Source organism: Olivibacter ginsenosidimutans (assembly GCF_039542865.1).
GTDB lineage: Bacteria > Bacteroidota > Bacteroidia > Sphingobacteriales > Sphingobacteriaceae > Olivibacter > Olivibacter ginsenosidimutans.
Genome location: NZ_BAABIQ010000040.1, coordinates 157,029 through 174,005 on the forward strand (window position 1 = coordinate 157,029; position 16,977 = coordinate 174,005).

The following is a 16,977-nucleotide window of genomic DNA, read 5'->3' on the forward strand; positions in this document are numbered from 1 at the left end:
TGCTTTAGCACAAAACCAGTTATTGCTCAAAAATCTTGATTCTTCGGTAAGAAGTAAATATAGATTTTGATACTTAGTATATATTTTTTGACCATGAATTATGCATACATTCCATAAATATTTAGCCATCAATCCGCTTGACCAAAAATGGGGTTTATACGTACTAAATGCTGGATTTGGACCGATTAGGCAGGCCCTGCACTACCCTTCGACGCAACACCCCGATACCTATTACTTCGATTGGCGAAGAGGCCGAATTTTAACAGAATATCAATTAATTTATATAACCGCTGGTGAAGGTATTTTTGAGTCGGAACACAGTGGTACAAGACAGGTAAGAGAAGGTTCAGTCATCTTTCTTTTTCCCAATGAATGGCACCGTTATAAACCCAATGAAGCAACAGGATGGAATGAATATTGGATTGGTTTTAACGGACCAGTTGCCGATCAAATTATCCAAAATGATTTTTTTAATCCGTCTAAACCGGTTATTGAAATGGGTTATAAAGATGATATTGTAGATTTATATGTCAATATTGCTGAGCGCATTAAAGAAGCTCAGCCCGGTTTTCAGCAAATTATTTCCGGACAAACTTTACATTTATTAGGTAAAATCTATGCCTTATCGAAAGGGAAATTCTTTTCATCTCCCCCCTGCCCTTCGGAAAACATGGTCAATAAGGCAAAGCTCTTGCTTAGGGAACATCTAGACGAAGCCATATCTATTGAACAGATTGCCGAACAGCTACAGGTAAGCTACTCCCAGTTCAGGAAGCTTTTCAAAAAACATACTGGTTACTCTCCAGGTCAATACTTTATTCAACTTAAAATAGAAAAAGCCAAACATTACCTTAACCATTCGGACCGGATGATTAAAGACATTGCCTATGAGCTGGGCTTCGACTCTTGTTTCTATTTTTCCAAACTTTTTAAGGAAAAGACTGGTCTTTCGCCAGAGTTTTACCGAAAGGAACAGCAATTTGGACAATAATCAATTATTCATTGATCAGCTAATCCAGATGAAACATCATTGGAAGCGGATGAGCTACAGGTGAATCATCGGCATTCGTTTCCATGATATCAGCCATATGTGTCCACCATTTTTTCATGACCAACTGCTGGCCGAGAAGATGCGAAGTGGACCCTTCGGCCAATCGCTGTACCGCAAACAGACCGTTGGTTTCTTCATCGAAGAAAATGGAATAATCCGATATACCATGCTCCTTTAATAACGCGCATAATTCTGGCCAGATGGCATCATGCCTTTTCTTGTATTCCTCTTGGAAACCTGGTAGCAGTTTCATTTTGAATGCAATTTTTGCGGCCATGGATAATTTTCTAGTTAAGAAACCTTCCGATGACTCGGCGCATAATATTTCAGCTCGATAATGTCATTTGGAAACGGCAAGCTATTCCAGGATTGGTGAATAGCCAAAGCTGTTCCGATGGCAGTGGCTTGTGCCATGGAAGCGGCAAACACCTCCAATTGCGGAAAAGCTTCCGCCAATAAATTCATATAGATTACATTTTTACCGAAGCCGCCATCAACAAACAAGCGTTTTACCCGTGAATTGCCTATGGCTAGCTGCGTTGAGCTTACCTGAGCTTCTACCAAATCGATCATCAATTGATGATATGCTTCTATCTCAGAATTAAAAAGTGTCAGCTCCCGCTGGCCAAATGCAGCAAGCTGTTCTTGTGGTGTAGATTTTTTTTCAATCTTGAATCGCTCCCGCAGTGCTTCCGTCACGTTAGTATCGTATGCAATGTTTTTTAATCTGGCCGGTGAAACGTTAAAATGAGCTGCAATGCGCTTCATTTGCTGCTCGTGCTCATAACCCGCAAATAATCGGGAGGCTTTTACCGGTTTGCCTTGATAGTGGATATAACATAAGCAATCGGCACGCAAATCGTCGACCGTTAGGGCTTGCTCATTAAACGGATTTAAGCTGATACACCACGTACCTGTTGAAAGCAATACAAAAGGTTTTGAAAAACTAACTAAGTAAGGAATTAAGGCAGCAGAACTGTCGTGAAAACCCGCACCCACAGCATAATTGTTACCAGGAAAAGAAGCAGGGAATACCGCATCTGCAGATACGATAGGTGCCAATTTGTCTAAAACACCTTCCTTCGTTACCCACTCATGGTATCGGTTATGTTTGAAGTCCCATAAATTGGTGTGGCAACCAATACTTGTCATATCGGTATACACCTTCCCAGAAATCAGGAAGCTCATATATTGCGGAAGGTGCAATGCCTTGTATAGTTGACGAAAGAGATCTGGTTGCTCATATTTAATACGGTACAATTGCATACCTGAATTCAAGCTGCCCAGCACAGGCGAAGCCGTAGCCAAGGCAAAAGCCTCCTCTCCACCATAGGTATGGTAAAATTTTTCTTTTAACGCTTCGGGATAGGGTTTTAAATAATTGTATAAAGGAGCTAAGGGCTTCCCATGCTCATCGATATAAACGAAGCTAGCGCCATATGTAGAAAAGTTGATGGCTTTGATATCAAATTCCGGGCGTCTAAAGACCTCATGCAAGGAGTCGAATACGGATAATCGAAGGCTAGCTAAATTTTCACAGGGATCTCCATCTTCATCCACCGTTTCGGTGAAACGCGCAGAGCGTTCAAAAACAATTTTATAATGCTCGTCAAAAAGAAATAGTTTCTTATTCGTTTTCCCGACATCAAATACGGCTATAACCGGAGTCTTCATATAGTTATGTGTTGTGAGTTGCGAGTTACGAGTGGCGCCTGGCTCACAACTCATAGCTCGCAATTTTTAAACCTATAAGGTTTTTATTGAACTTTATGCTTTCCGCTTTATGCTTTTCGCTTTACAGCTTTCCGCAACACTACAATCCTGTGGCTACTGTTTTAGAACCACGCTCCTTAATTAATTCTTGGCGAACGTTTAATGACCGATAAAGTGCTATAGGATCTAAAGCGCCACCAGCACGCTTCCGCGCTTCTGCCACCAATGGCCGGACATCGGTTCTAAAGGCGGCTTGGAGAATCTCCTGTGCTTTGGCAACATCATTTTCTTCCTGTGCAGCGTTGAGTGCAGTGCGGTCAACCAATAAGGCTTGTGCATAGGCAATCATGATGGCTTCTACTGATTGTAATAAATCCTCCAGCGGATCCTTTACATTATGAGATGCATCAATCATCCACCCTAAATCTTTCGTATGATCTAGCTGACGAGCATCCATTCCCTCAACCAATTCATTAAAAATCAGAAACAATTGATACGGTTTAATGCTTCCAGCGGTAAGATCATCATCGCCATATTTGGAATCATTAAAATGGAAACCTCCCAATTTACCTTCCATCAATAATAACGACACAATTTGTTCAATATTAGCATTTGGCAGGTGGTGACCAAGGTCTACCAAGGTATATGCCTGAGCACCTAGCTTACTAGCATATAAAAAGGATTGTCCCCAGTCTCCCACGGTTGTGGAGTAGAAATTGGGTTCAAAGGCTTTGTATTCTACAAATATCTTCCAGTCGGCCGGCAGTGCTTCATACACTTCCTGTAAACTTTCCAACGTTCGTTGGAATGCTTTGCGGAAATTAAGCTGCCCGGGGAAGCAAGAACCGTCCGACAACCAAACCGTTAGCGACTTCGATCCCAATTCGATCCCATGCTTAATTACTTCTATATTATGGTCTACCGCTTGCTTACGTACCACACGATCAACGTGTTGCATGGATCCAAATTTATAACTCAACGCTTGATTAGGCTGATCTTGGAAGGTATTGGAATTCATGGCGTCGAATGCCAAACCGTATTGCGCCGCTAAGGCTCTAATTTCCTGATAATTTTCGGGTATATCCCAGGGTATGTGCAGCGAAATAGCACCGCTCGATCGGTTTAGTGCATGCAACAAACCGACATCTGCTATCTTCTCTTCCAAGCTCCTTGGTTCACCACCTCCGGGAAAGCGTCCGAAACGTGTTCCTCCTGAGCCTAATGCCCAGCTAGGAATAGCAATTTGGAAATTTATCAGTTTTTTTAAAATCTCCTGATAATTATTAATATCTTCAACAAGGCCTTCCAGTTTTCGAGTATGCTTCGCATCTGCCTGTTGGTTATATTCCTCAATTTTATACTTTTCTATATTCATAATCTTCATCGGTTAGCTTTTATTCGAAAGTGAATTTATAATATACATTCAAGATTCATCCATTAGCTAATTAGCCAATTGGATTTTACCGCACAAATGCCATAGCCACACCTCCGTCCACGTTTAGTACATTCCCGGTAGATTTATTAAGCAAACCACCCACAAAAACAAAACATGCGTTGGCTATATCCTCTGGCAGGATAATCTCATTAAGCAAGGTACGTTTAGCATAAAATGCAGGCAACTCTTCCACCGTAATACCATAAGCTTTTGCCCGACCTTCTGCCCAAGCGCCTTCCCAAATCTTGCTATCAGAAATTACCGCATCGGGATTAACTACATTCACACGGATTTTATCTGCTCCCAGTTCTGCTGCATTTAACCGACTTAAATGTAATTGGGCTGCTTTAGCCGATCCATATCCTGCATTATTCGGACCCGAAACCAATGCATTTTTACTAACAATATTGAGTACATCCCCTCCAATCGCCTGTTTCCGCATAATAGCAACCGCTGCTTGCGTTACTTTAAATTGGCCTTTTACCAATACATCATATAGCAGATCCCAATCTTTATCCGTATGTTCTTCAATTGGTTTGGATATCGATAAACCTGCACAATTTACAACGATGTCTATTCCTCCAAAAGCGATATTCCCAGCATCAAAAGCGGCTTGTATATCTTCATCCTTGGTTACATCTAATTTAGCTGTAATATAAACATCCTTGCCAAATTGCTTGCCAAATTCTTCATTAGCCTTAGCTAGCCGTGCTTCATCATTATCATTTACAATAACGACCGCTCCTTCTTCTGCAAATTTAACTGCAATTGCTTTTCCAATTCCGCCAGCGCTTCCTGTAATTAAGGCAATTTTACCCGACAACGCTTTAGGTTTAGGCATACGCTGTAATTTAGCTTCTTCCAACAACCAATATTCAATGTTAAATGCTTCTTGTCGAGGCAGTGAGGTATATTCGGAAATGGCTTCCGCCCCTTTCATGACATTAATGGCATTAATGTAAAATTCAGCAGCAACCCTAGCCGTTTGTTTATCTTTGGAGAACGAGAAAAGGCCTACGCCGGGATACAGGATAATGACGGGATTTTTATCCCGTATAGCCGGACTATTTGGATGTTTACAGGTTTCGTAATACGTGGTATATAGCGCACGATAAGCTTCAAAAGCGGGAACTAGCCGTGCTTTTATGTTGCTTGTATCACTCAAGTCTTCGTCTGGCGCCAAATCAAGTACTAGGGGACTGATCTTGGTACGCAAAAAATGGTCTGGACAGCTAGTACCCATCGGGGCCAGCCTTTCCAAATCGTTTGAGTTGATAAATTCTAGTACCCGTTCATCGTCTGTAAAATGACCGACCATATGGCGTTCTGAAGAACAAAAGCCTCTCAGTATTGGCGCAAGCGCTGCCGCTTGCTCTTTACGTTTTTCCCAAGGTAGGCTTTCTATTTTATTGCCTCCAAATACCGGCCTTGTTTTGCCATAATGTTCTTCTATATATGTTGCGCAGGTTTCAATAACTTCCAGGGTATTGATATAGCTTTCATAGGCAGTATCTCCCCAAGTAAATAGACCATGCGATCCTAACATAATTCCACGGATACCCGGATTTTCATCTAAACATTGCTTTAATTTTAATCCCAAATCAAAACCTGGCCGTTGCCATTCTACCCATCCTATCGTTCCGTTAAATAGTTCTTTGGTGATTTTCTTACCATCTTTTGCTGCTGCAATAGCGATAGCAGCATCTGGATGTAGGTGATCGATATGTTTAAACGGAAGAAACCCATGCAAAGGCGTATCGATTGAAGGCGCCTTAGAAGCTAGATCATAGATGCTGTGGTTGAAGAGTTCGACCATCTCATCTTCGTGCTCAATGCCTCGGTATACGTTCTTCAGGTTACGCAACCGCTCTACATATAGGGCAGCCAAACCACTCTTCTTTAACGTACCCAGATCGCCACCTGAACCTTTTACCCACATCACTTCTACCTCTTTTCCTGTTAATGGGTCTTTTGCATACGCTTTGCACGAAGTATTTCCACCACCATAATTCGTTAAACGCAGATCGGCTCCTAATAGATTGGAGCGATAAATCAAGAGTGCCACCTCATCGCCAGCTAATTTTGCAGCCTCATCATCATCCCATAAGTAACTTACATGTTTAAAGCTCTCTTTTCTTACAATTTCAGACATATTTATTAAAATTTGAATACAAACGCTCATTTATGCCCATAGACGGCACGATTAATTTTTTAACCTATTTCTTTTGCAAAACCAACAATAATAACCGAAACAATGATCACCACGATACCCGATACTATCGTTAAGTACGTTTTTTTACTAACTCCTTTCCATTCTTTCAAAACAACACCCCATACATTAGCCAATAGAATGATAAAGGCCATGTGCAAAATCCAAGAGCTTGCGCCATTGCCTAATTTACTTTCTCCCATGCCGTAGAAGAAAAACTGTAGGTACCAAGTAGTTCCAGCAAGGGCACACAACAAATAATTCTTTAGCAAAGGTGTTTGGGCATCAACGTAATTTCCGTATGTTTTGTTGCGGATGTTTAAGAATAAACACCAGATGAAATTAGTGGTTAGGCCGCCCCAAAGGATAACGACATACGATACGTTATTTTGAAAAAGAAACTCCCCATCATTAGGATGTGCAGCTTTCCATAAGTCATTTGCAACATTAGCCATCGGTTTGCCTGCCTCGATACCGAAATTGAAACAAGCACTTAACACCCCGGAGATAATTGCCACAAGCAAGCCTAAACTTAAATTAAATTCATTGTTTCCACTCGCATCGCTGTGGCCGCCCAAATCACGCTCTTTACGCACCCCCGCCAGGCCACAGAGGTATACACCAACGATACAGATCGCCAAGCCGAACATGGTATATAGCCCCCAAGAAGTGCTAAAGAACATGCCGATGGTATCTTTGCCTACGGCCGGAAAAAACTGATAATAAATAGAAGGGATCATAGAGCCGATCACCATGGTTAAACCGAGCATAATGCTGCTACCAAGCGATACCCCAAGGTAGCGTACCCCCAAACCGTATGTCAATCCACCGATACCCCACAGTACACCAAAAAGGTAGGTATATCCCAATGTTGAACTGGGTGTATCAGCAATGATACGTGCAAAATCAGGAATGGTTAACCATGCGGCCAATGGTGGTACCAGAAGCCAGGAGAAAAGTCCACCTACAATCCAAAAGCTTTCCCAAGACCACGCCCGAACTTTCTTATAGGGTACATAAAAACTGCCCGAGGCAGCGCCCCCTATAAAATGAAAAATTACGCCTAATAATGCCTGCATAAAATATAAAGGTTTTTGTTGGTTACCATGCCCGCAAGTTAGTATATCACCTGCGTGCAACTGTCATGCCCTGTTATGACAAACAGTGGCGATAAGCAGTGATCAGTAACGAGTTTTAAGGGGCAAATGATGTGTATTTAACTCACAACTTTAAAAGGCACTGATTACGGATTACTGCTGACGAGCAATTATCTCAAGATCAAAAAATGGTAATTTTATCAGTAGCTTTGTAGGATATTACTAGAGAAAACGCTATCTTTTCCTTGTTTTTGATAAAATTTAAGATTTATGGTCTTTTCACCCTATGATAACGGGGTAAAAGCATTTAAAAACTACGTATGTGTAAACGTCATCACCGCTAAAACAATTATACAGATGAAAATAAGACAGGCCACTATGGCAGATTTAGCCGCCTTAGCAACTGTATTTGCCGACTACCGTTCTATCTCCGGCTTAGCGCATAATCTGGAAGATGGAAGAACCTTCTTAAAGGAGCGCTTGGAAAAAAAGGACAGCGTGATCTTCATTGCTATTATTGATGATGAAATTGTGGGCTTTACGCTATTGTTTCCTTTTTTTACACCCGCTGGAATAAAAGAAATCTGGTTACTGAATGATATCTACATTGCCGATGAATACCGGCATCAGGGAGTAGCCCAATCGCTATTGAGTGAAGCGGTTTTTTTCAGTAAGAAAACCAATAAGAGTAAGGTTTACCTAGCTACCAAAGCAGATAACGTAAATTCACAAACGCTATTCGAAAAATTTGGATTTAGGCGTACCAATTATGTAAACTACGAATTTATTACGGAGAACAATACGCAAGACTAAGGATATCCGTTTAGCAAATCTTAGCTGTTATTATAACATTAAAAATCTTTTCAAGCCTAAGCGGATGTGCTTTAATGCATATGTTATTTGATTTTCCACGGTACGTTTTGATATGTTCAGTCGATGGGAAATCTCCTGATTACTCAGCTGTTCATCCCTGCTTAAACTAAAAATTTCCTGACATCTTTTGGGTAGATCTTTCAGCAAGGATTCTTTAAATACACTTAACTCTTCTAAACGTTCATTGTATTCAGCACTGTTTATAACCGTTTCAGTCTTTAAGGATCTTAATGCCTGATCGTTCATAAATGTTAGCGCTTCTTTATAGCGTGTTTTCAAATATTTATAGGCATGATAGCGACAGGCATTTCTAACATATGCTTGGAATTCGCGTATTTCCAACTGTTCACGCTTGATCCAAATATTGACAAAGATGTTATGCACAATATCTTGACTTTCTTCAGCATCCTTTAGCAGATGAAAAGTACGCACATAAGCCATTTCCCAATGACGATTAAAAAGCTGATGATAAGCATTTCGATCACCAGCCTGCGTACTTTTCCATAAGTCGAGATCTGTTTTCACTTGATTAAGTCTATTAAAACCGTAGAGTTTTTCCAAAAATACAATTTCATGTGAACAAACAAAATAAATTAACGATTAACCCGGACTAAGAACCGCAAGAAAAATAAATTTCATTTTTTTATGTGCGTACCGATCAAGTTAAGGCTCTTATATATAACCAATCATATATGACCAGAGAAGCGTATATTATTTTATATGAGAAAAGAGCAGATGGCAGATGCACTCCTGAAGAGCTTGAGCAATTAGCCGCTTTTGAGGAGTTTCAGTTGATGCAGGAAAACGGGGAATGGGAGGCCGTGATGGGGAACAGGGACGAGATTAGGGATAGGCTTTCCAGGCGCATAGAAAAATCTTTACAAGAGCCCAGAAAGCGAAACATACCGTGGGGTATATGGACCGGTGTGGCTGCAGCAATTGTCCTACTGATCATCGGTTTTCTTGGGTATGATTTGAAATCGTATATCGATAAAGCGCAAAAACCGTCTCCTCCCCATCTCGCCCTTAATAATACCAAGGCGAGGTTAACCCTGAGTGACGGTTCTATTAAGGAGCTGGATGGAAATGAACGCGGTTTATTAGTAAAGGATGATCATTTAGCTGTTTTAAGCACTGCCGATGGACAATTGATTTATCAGTTCAATGAAGGGCACGACACGATGGAAGCAGAAGAAAAATGGAACAATTTAGAAACTCCAAAGGGAGGAACGTATCAGTTGCAATTGCCTGACGGATCAAAAGTATGGCTAAATGCGGCCTCTTCACTGCGCTTTTCCAACCAATTCAATAGTCGGGAGCGTGTATTGGAATTAAGAGGCGAAGCTTATTTTGAAGTCAGCAAATCCAACAAACCTTTTCGGGTGTTGGCTGGCAACACCGAAGTGGCTGTCTTAGGGACCCATTTCAATATAAGCGCCTATGGCGATGAACAATTTACAAAAACCAGTTTATTAACGGGCGCTGTAAAAGTTAATTATGGCGATATCCATCAATTATTGAAACCGGGGCAGCAGGCTGTTGTACAGCAAGGAAAGCCGAACATTTCTATACAGCAACTAGATATGGAAGAGGCAATCGCCTGGCATAAGGGCCTTTTCCTATTTTCTAACGAAGATATACGATTAGTCATGCGAAAAATACAACGTTGGTACGATGTTGACGTCGTATATAGTCCGGATATAACGAATTATCAGCTAAGTGGCAGCATATCCCGTGATGGGACGCTTAAAGATGTGCTGCAAATGCTTGAATTAACAGGAATTGTTCATTTTAAACTAGAGGGAAGGAGGATTTATGTCATGAAGTAAACAGCTATCAATAGGACAAAAGGAGCCGGAAGTGCGGTAACACTTCCAGCAAGTTGGGGTCCTACACTTAACAGAGAAAACGTAACCATTAAATAACCCAAACTGTTCAAAAGTATGAAATTTTATACTGTATCCCTATACGGTAAAGGGTATTACATGCTAAAAAAATCCTATCGGATTATGAAGCTAGCACTTATACTAACCATGCTGACCGTCATGAAAGCTATTGCAGTAAGCTACGGTCAGCAAATCACGATTAAGCTGAAAGACGCTTCAGTTGAAGAAATGCTGAAAGTCGTTCGCCAACAAACGGGCTATAATCTGCTCTATAGTCCTCAAATTATAAGCAAAGGACATCGTTTTGACATCGATGTGGAGCATGCACCTCTTCAGGAAGTACTTGATCATGTATTTGAAAAACAACCGTTGGCCTACACGATCAGTGGCAAAACAATTATACTCAAAGAAAAGCCAGCTCCTGCAATAACATCAGTAACGGAACAACAACACCTTGAAGGCCAAGTTGTCGATGAACATGGGGTAGCTCTGGAAGGCGCTACCGTATTGCTTAAGAATACCACAATTGCTACCCAGACCGACAGCAAGGGAATTTTTCGCCTTCAGGTCCCTAATCAGCAACGCATAACGGTACTAATTGTCCGTTCTGTGGGTTATGTTTCGCAAGAAATACCTGTTTCAGGTACGGAAAAAGTAAAAGTCGTGTTAAAAGAAGAGCAAACCAGCTTGAATCAAGTGGTGGTCATTGGCTATGGAACACAGAAAAAAAGCGACATCACCGGTTCTGTGAGTTCGATTAAATCATCGGATTTCAACAAAGGCACCAACACCACCTTCGACCAGATGATAAGCGGGAAGGCTAGTGGTGTCCAGATTATACAGAACAGTGCAGAGCCCGGTGGTGGTGTTTCCGTTCGGATCAGGGGAGCCAGTTCTATTAACGCCGGATCCAGTCCGCTTTACGTTATCGATGGTTTACCCATTGACAATGCTCCTGCAGTAACGGGAGGTGGAGCGAATTTCGATGCACCAAGAGTTCCCAGAAATCCATTGGCCGCACTAAATCCTGCCGATATCGAGTCTATTGAGATTTTAAAAGATGCCTCTGCCACGGCGATATATGGGGCACGCGGAGCCAATGGTGTTGTCATTGTAACCACCAAAAAAGGTAAAGAAGGGGCTACACAGGTTTCTTATAACGCTTCGACAGGCCTGCAACAGGTTGCACATAAGATCGATCTGCTGACCACCAGCGAATATAAAGACGTACTCAACGGTATCATCGATGCTGGAGGTGGCGCCGAAACCTATCGTATTGGAGATGATTTATCGACAACCGACTGGCAGGATGAGGTCTTTAGGAAAGCCATCATTCAAAATCATGCACTATCCTTATCAGGAGGAAATAACAAAACCAAATTTTATACCTCCTTCAATTATTTTGATCAACAGGGGGTAGTTAAGAGTACCGGGTTTAAACGTTACAGTGCGAAGCTAAACCTCAGTACGGCCGTTACCGATAAATTAGAGACAGGCGTTTCATTAAATGTTAGTTATACTCGAGATGATTATGCCCCTGGAGGATTTGGTATTAATGCTGAGTCGGGCACCATATACTCCATGTTGAATTTTGATCCAACATTAGCCCTTAGGGATGCCAATGGCGTTTATACCCTATCTCCCTTTTTAGACATGGATAATCCGCTGGCCTTACTCGAGGGTGCTAATGCCTTGGCCAACACCTATCGCACATTTGGTACGGCTTATGCCAAATACCAGCTACTGCCCGGTTTATCGGCCAAGATAAACCTTGGTGGCGATTTTTCCAATCAAAAACGCGACGTGTATGTTAGTCGGATTACCCGTGTTGGTGGACCATTAGGCGGTTCTGCCTCCATATTGCAGGGAACATTAAGCAATTACCTGGTAGAGGGTACCCTTAATTACGACAGACAGTGGAACGAGCATACGGTAAGCGCCGTTTTAGGAGCCACAACCCAACGCTTTATTACCGATAATACCAATCAGAATGCCCGTAATTTTCCTTCCGATTTAACGGGTACCTACAATACCGGTTTAGGCGATCAAAGTACCTATCGCTTGGGCAGTGAACGCCGGACAAATCGTTTACAGTCTTATCTCGGACGTATTAATTACACCTTCAAGGATAAGTACCTCCTTACAGGATCTTTCCGGATGGACGGTTCCTCACGTTTTGGTACGAATAATAAATTCGGTTATTTCCCATCTTTTGCACTGGGCTGGAAGTTACATCAGGAAACATTCATGCAAGGAGCAACGGCAATTTCAAACTTAAAACCACGTTTAAGTTGGGGCCAAACCGGTAATCAGGAAATCGGAGATTATGCCGCGATTACCACCTTCAGCACGGGGCCGAGTGCTATTCTTGACGATCAGCTGGTCACCACCACGCAACCTGCACGCATTGCCAATCCCGACCTAAAGTGGGAAACAACCGAACAATTTAATATAGGCGTGGATTTTGGCCTTTTCAATGAACGTATTTCCGGTACAATCGATTATTTCCAGAAGAAGACATTCAATATGTTACTCGATCTGCCCATACCCACGACCACTGGTTTTACTTCCATCTTATCCAATGTAGGCAGTATACGAAATACCGGTTGGGATTTTGGCATTACCACACAGAATTTAATAGGAGATTTCGCATGGACTACCAATATCAATCTATCCACCCTACATAATAATGTATTAAATTTAGGAGGGATTGGACAGATTATTACCGGTGATGCTGGTCAAACCAATCAAGTGTTCATCATCCGGGAGGGATTACCTGTCTATTCTTTTTACGGTTATCAGATTGACGGCATTTGGCAGACAGACGACGACTTTTCGGTAACCCGTGACCCAGTAGCTCCCGGAGATATCAAATACCATGATAGCAATGGAGACGGCGTAGTCAATGCCGACGATCGGACGATCCTGGGCAACTCATTTCCGAAGCTTACCTGGTCTTTGGGCAACAACTTTTCTTATAAAAACTGGCAGCTTTCGGTATTCCTTGAGGGCGTAGAAGGGATTAAGATGTTAAACAATAATCTAGTAGATGCCTATTTCCCAGTACAATTCCGTCGTAATCGTTTTGCCGAACCTTATTTAAACCGCTGGACACCAGAGCATCCTTCCGACAAATATCCATCCTTTGTCAATCCAACAGGACAAGGAAGCAAACTGGTAAACAGCTATACAGTAGAAGATGCTTCCTATCTCCGACTGCGCACCTTAACCTTAGCGTATAACTTACCGCTGAACAAAAAGTATATGCGTAACCTAGGAGTCAGTTTAACGGCAGAGAACCTATTTACCATTAGTGATTACAGTGGTTTTGATCCTACGGTTAACCCGAATGGAGGAGCTTTTAATCGAATTGATTTCAACGCCTATCCCATGGCCAAGACCTTTATCTTAGGCGTATCGGTAGATTTTTAACAGATTACAGAACCATGTATAGCATATCCATGAAAACTCATCAACTATATTTCCTGTTATTCATCCTCATTGGATTATGTGGATGTGAAAAACAATTAGAAGAACCTGTATATTCTCAGCTCGAACCAGAGGGTTTCCTCGCGACAGAAGAGGGCGTAAACTCCTTACTTAATGCTGCCTTTGCAGAAGGGTATATTAATGGTTACGAAGGAAAAAACAGGGTCATGCTTGAAAATTGGTCGACCGACATCGAATGGGAAACCGATGGTGCTGAAAACAGAACCGCTTCACAAGTCACCAATTTCACCTTAGACGCATCGCTCGATTGGTTGTTCGGCACCATGTGGCTCCGGCCTTATCGCGCGATCCGGAATGCCAACCTTCTTTTGGACAACATAGACAAAGCCACCATTTCAGATGAAGATAAGGCTGTATATGTAGCAGAAGCACGATTTATACGTGTATTAAGTTATGTTCACCTCTACTCATGGTTTGGGTCGGTACCCTTACGGACATCCTCCAATGATCCTTTAGAACTGCCCAGAGCTGAAGATGCGGTGTTACGCCAATTCATAGCAGACGAGCTGCTGGCTGTAGCCAAGGTTTTACCCGATCCAGGAAGTGAAAAAAACTACGGACGCCCAAATAAAGGAGCCGCCATGGCGCTTCTTTGTAAGTTTTACCTCAATACGAAGCAATGGCAGAAAGCAGCAGATCAGGCACAGGCCCTTATCGACCTTAACCTGTATAGCCTGTATGCCAACTACGAGAATTTGTTTAAAGTGGAAAATGAGCGGAACAGTGAATTCATCTTAGTAAATCCACAAAGCCCTCAAGGCGCAGGTATGAACTATATGAATGGGGCATTTCCTCCAGGTTTTGCAAGCGATCCACGAACCGGCCTTACGATGCGTAGCAATTGGGCCAATTGGGCTGCACAATACCGCTTGTATGATACTTTTTATAATTCTTTCGATGATGATGATAATCGTAGGAATCTTATCCTTACGCGTTATATTAACACACAAGGGGCTACGGTATCCTTACTAAATAACAACAACACCCGTTCATTTAAATATTGGCCTGATGCCAATGCTATTGGCAATGAGCATGGAAATGATATGTCGGAAATTCGTTATGCCGATATCCTTTTGTCTCGTGCGGAAGCATTAAACGAATTGAATGGCCCTAATCAAGAATCCATAGATTTGGTTAATCAAATCCGGCAACGGGCAGGTTTGGGAGCTAAACCGCTAACCATAGGGCAATTTTCCAGTAAGGAAGATTTCAGGGAACACTTGCTGAAAGAACGGGGATGGGAATTTTATGCTGAAGTAGGTATTCGACGGGAAGATTTGATCCGAATGGATCGTTTTATTGCTTCTGCACACGAACGCGGTAAAACCAATGCACAGGATTATCATCGTTTCTTTCCCATTCCGCAGGCCGCGCTCGACGCAGACCCCAGTTTAGCACAAAACGAAGGATATTAATTTTATGTATTGAAAACGAAGTATAATACATTATGAATAAGATAAATCGACCCCATTTAAGCATCGTGACCATAATCGCCTTGTCGATTTCTGTCAACCTTTTTGCACCTCCCACTTATGCCCAAGGTCAGGATACAAGGCCCAACATCCTGTTAATTCTGGCCGACGATTTAGGCTACTCTGATTTGGGATGCTACGGAAGTGAAATTGAAACACCCAATATTGATAAGCTAGCAAAAAACGGACTTCGGTTCAGCCAGTTTTATAACACATCCCGTTGCTGCCCATCACGTGCGGCCCTACTTACGGGCGTTTATAATCATGATGCCGGTATAGGTGAGATGACCACTAAGCGCGCCGAACCGGGTTATCAAGGGCATATCACAGAAAACACCGTGACGTTGGCTGAAGTGTTAAAACAAGCCGGTTATCAAACCGCTATGGTAGGCAAGTGGCATGTATCCAACACTATTGAGCAAAAAGATTCGGAAGAGCAGTTAAAATGGCTCAATCATCAGGTACATTATCCCCTATTCTCTCCGATAGAACAGTACCCAACCCGTAGAGGTTTTGATAAATTCTACGGAACGATATGGGGTGTCGTTGATTATTTCGACCCCTTTAGTTTGGTAAACGGAGAAGAAGCGGTACAGGAAGTGCCCAGCAATTACTACCATACCGATGCCCTGAATGACACTGCTGCTCATTATATCAAAAGCCTAGTTCAAGGTGATCAGCCATTTTTTCTATATCTCGCTCACAATGCGCCACACTGGCCATTACAAGCACTACCTGAGGACATTGCCAAATACGAAAAGACCTATCAAGTTGGCTGGTATGCTATCCGGAAACAACGCTACGAGCGCATGGTAGCTTTGGGTCTAATCGACCCCAAGCAAACACCCCTTTCTCAAGCGCTGAAGGCCGATGAAAATTGGGAAAGCAATCCAAGCAAAGCTTGGGATGCGCATGCAATGGCCGTACATGCCGCGATGGTAGACCGAATGGATCAGGGAATTGGTCGTGTCATCAAAGCACTTGAAGAAAGCGGCGCATTAGCCAACACCCTGATTCTCTTTCTGAGCGACAATGGGGCAAGTCCTGAAAATTGTGCAGCTTTTGGCCCCGGTTTTGACAGACCCGGTGAAACACGGGATGGCAAGCCCATCAGCTATCCGGTTAATAAGGATGTACTACCAGGGCCACAGACCACTTATGCCTCTATTGGTGCTAAATGGGCAAATGTTGCCAACACCCCCTATAGGGAAGCCAAAGCTCAATCGTATGAGGGAGGTGTCAGAACACCTTTAATTGCATATTGGCCCGAAGGGTTAAAAGCACCAAAAGGAAGCATTTCCAAACAAGTAGGACATGTGATGGACTTCATGGCTACGTTTATTGACCTAGCCGCGGCAAAGTATCCTACAACCTATAAGGGACATGAGATTGTAGCCGCCGAAGGATTAAGTTTAGTCCCTTCATTGCAAGGTCAATCCGCAGTCGGACATCAGGAGCTATTCAATGAACATTATAATGCTAAATATGTACGCCAAGGCGATTGGAAATTAGTAGCTAAGCCTAACGGCCAATGGCATTTATACCATTTAGTAGAAGACGGTTCGGAGAATCATGATCTAGCAGCTACTTATCCTGATAAGGTAAAAGAGCTAGAAACAAAATGGAATATTTGGGCAAAGGCTCATCACGTATATCCAAAACCTGGTAAATAAACCGATAACTGACGTATATACGCTGGCCGATTAAACAAAGAAGGGAGAACGTAACGGT

Annotated in this window: 12 protein-coding genes; 6 read left to right on the forward strand and 6 right to left on the reverse strand. The window is 42.4% G+C overall.

Annotation, left to right across the window (positions count from 1 at the left end; all coding sequences use genetic code 11):
- The first annotated feature begins 100 nt into the window (after positions 1-100).
- Positions 101-991 carry an AraC family transcriptional regulator gene (locus tag ABD930_RS15485; protein WP_345232710.1) on the forward strand — a complete coding sequence of 297 codons (891 nt, stop codon included), beginning with the start codon at positions 101-103 and terminating at the stop codon, positions 989-991.
- A 19-nt stretch (positions 992-1,010) separates the two neighbouring features.
- On the opposite strand, the gene rhaM is transcribed toward ABD930_RS15485, so the two are convergent.
- The 5 genes from rhaM to rhaT all read right to left on the reverse strand — a co-directional run bounded on the left by rhaM (position 1,011) and on the right by rhaT (position 7,487).
- On the reverse strand, positions 1,011-1,328 hold the full coding sequence (rhaM, locus tag ABD930_RS15490) for an L-rhamnose mutarotase (protein WP_345232713.1): 318 nt from the start codon (positions 1,326-1,328) through the stop codon (positions 1,011-1,013).
- 14 nt (positions 1,329-1,342) lie between these two features.
- Positions 1,343-2,725 (reverse strand): FGGY-family carbohydrate kinase, encoded by a 1,383-nt coding sequence (locus ABD930_RS15495; protein WP_345232716.1) that lies wholly within the window; start codon positions 2,723-2,725, stop codon positions 1,343-1,345.
- A gap of 139 nt (positions 2,726-2,864) precedes the next feature.
- Positions 2,865-4,139, reverse strand: a complete 1,275-nt coding sequence (locus ABD930_RS15500) for a sugar isomerase (RefSeq protein WP_345232718.1) — start codon at positions 4,137-4,139, stop codon at positions 2,865-2,867.
- A gap of 85 nt (positions 4,140-4,224) precedes the next feature.
- A complete protein-coding gene (locus ABD930_RS15505; protein WP_345232720.1) occupies positions 4,225-6,351 on the reverse strand; it encodes a bifunctional aldolase/short-chain dehydrogenase in 2,127 nt (708 codons plus the stop codon).
- A gap of 59 nt (positions 6,352-6,410) precedes the next feature.
- A complete protein-coding gene (rhaT, locus tag ABD930_RS15510; RefSeq protein ID WP_345232723.1) occupies positions 6,411-7,487 on the reverse strand; it encodes an L-rhamnose/proton symporter RhaT in 1,077 nt (358 codons plus the stop codon).
- Between the two features lie 375 nt (positions 7,488-7,862).
- On the opposite strand from rhaT, the gene ABD930_RS15515 reads away from it, so the two are divergent.
- A complete protein-coding gene (locus ABD930_RS15515) occupies positions 7,863-8,318 on the forward strand; it encodes a GNAT family N-acetyltransferase (RefSeq protein WP_345232725.1) in 456 nt (151 codons plus the stop codon).
- Between the two features lie 30 nt (positions 8,319-8,348).
- Here ABD930_RS15515 and ABD930_RS15520 read toward each other — a convergent pair whose 3' ends face one another.
- A complete protein-coding gene (locus tag ABD930_RS15520; RefSeq protein ID WP_345232727.1) occupies positions 8,349-8,939 on the reverse strand; it encodes an RNA polymerase sigma factor in 591 nt (196 codons plus the stop codon).
- 131 nt (positions 8,940-9,070) lie between these two features.
- Here ABD930_RS15520 and ABD930_RS15525 point away from each other — a divergent pair, with 131 nt between their 5' ends.
- The 4 genes from ABD930_RS15525 to ABD930_RS15540 all read left to right on the forward strand — a co-directional run bounded on the left by ABD930_RS15525 (position 9,071) and on the right by ABD930_RS15540 (position 16,919).
- A complete protein-coding gene (locus tag ABD930_RS15525; protein WP_345232728.1) occupies positions 9,071-10,207 on the forward strand; it encodes a FecR family protein in 1,137 nt (378 codons plus the stop codon).
- 180 nt (positions 10,208-10,387) lie between these two features.
- Positions 10,388-13,696: a TonB-dependent receptor gene (locus ABD930_RS15530; protein ID WP_345232729.1), complete on the forward strand. Its 3,309-nt coding sequence runs from the start codon at positions 10,388-10,390 to the stop codon at positions 13,694-13,696.
- A 29-nt stretch (positions 13,697-13,725) separates the two neighbouring features.
- Complete coding sequence (locus tag ABD930_RS15535; protein ID WP_345232731.1) at positions 13,726-15,189, forward strand: RagB/SusD family nutrient uptake outer membrane protein; 1,464 nt, start codon at positions 13,726-13,728, stop codon at positions 15,187-15,189.
- A 32-nt stretch (positions 15,190-15,221) separates the two neighbouring features.
- Entirely contained in the window at positions 15,222-16,919 is a 1,698-nt protein-coding gene (locus ABD930_RS15540; protein WP_345232733.1) for an arylsulfatase, read from the forward strand.
- The last annotated feature ends 58 nt before the right edge of the window (positions 16,920-16,977 follow it).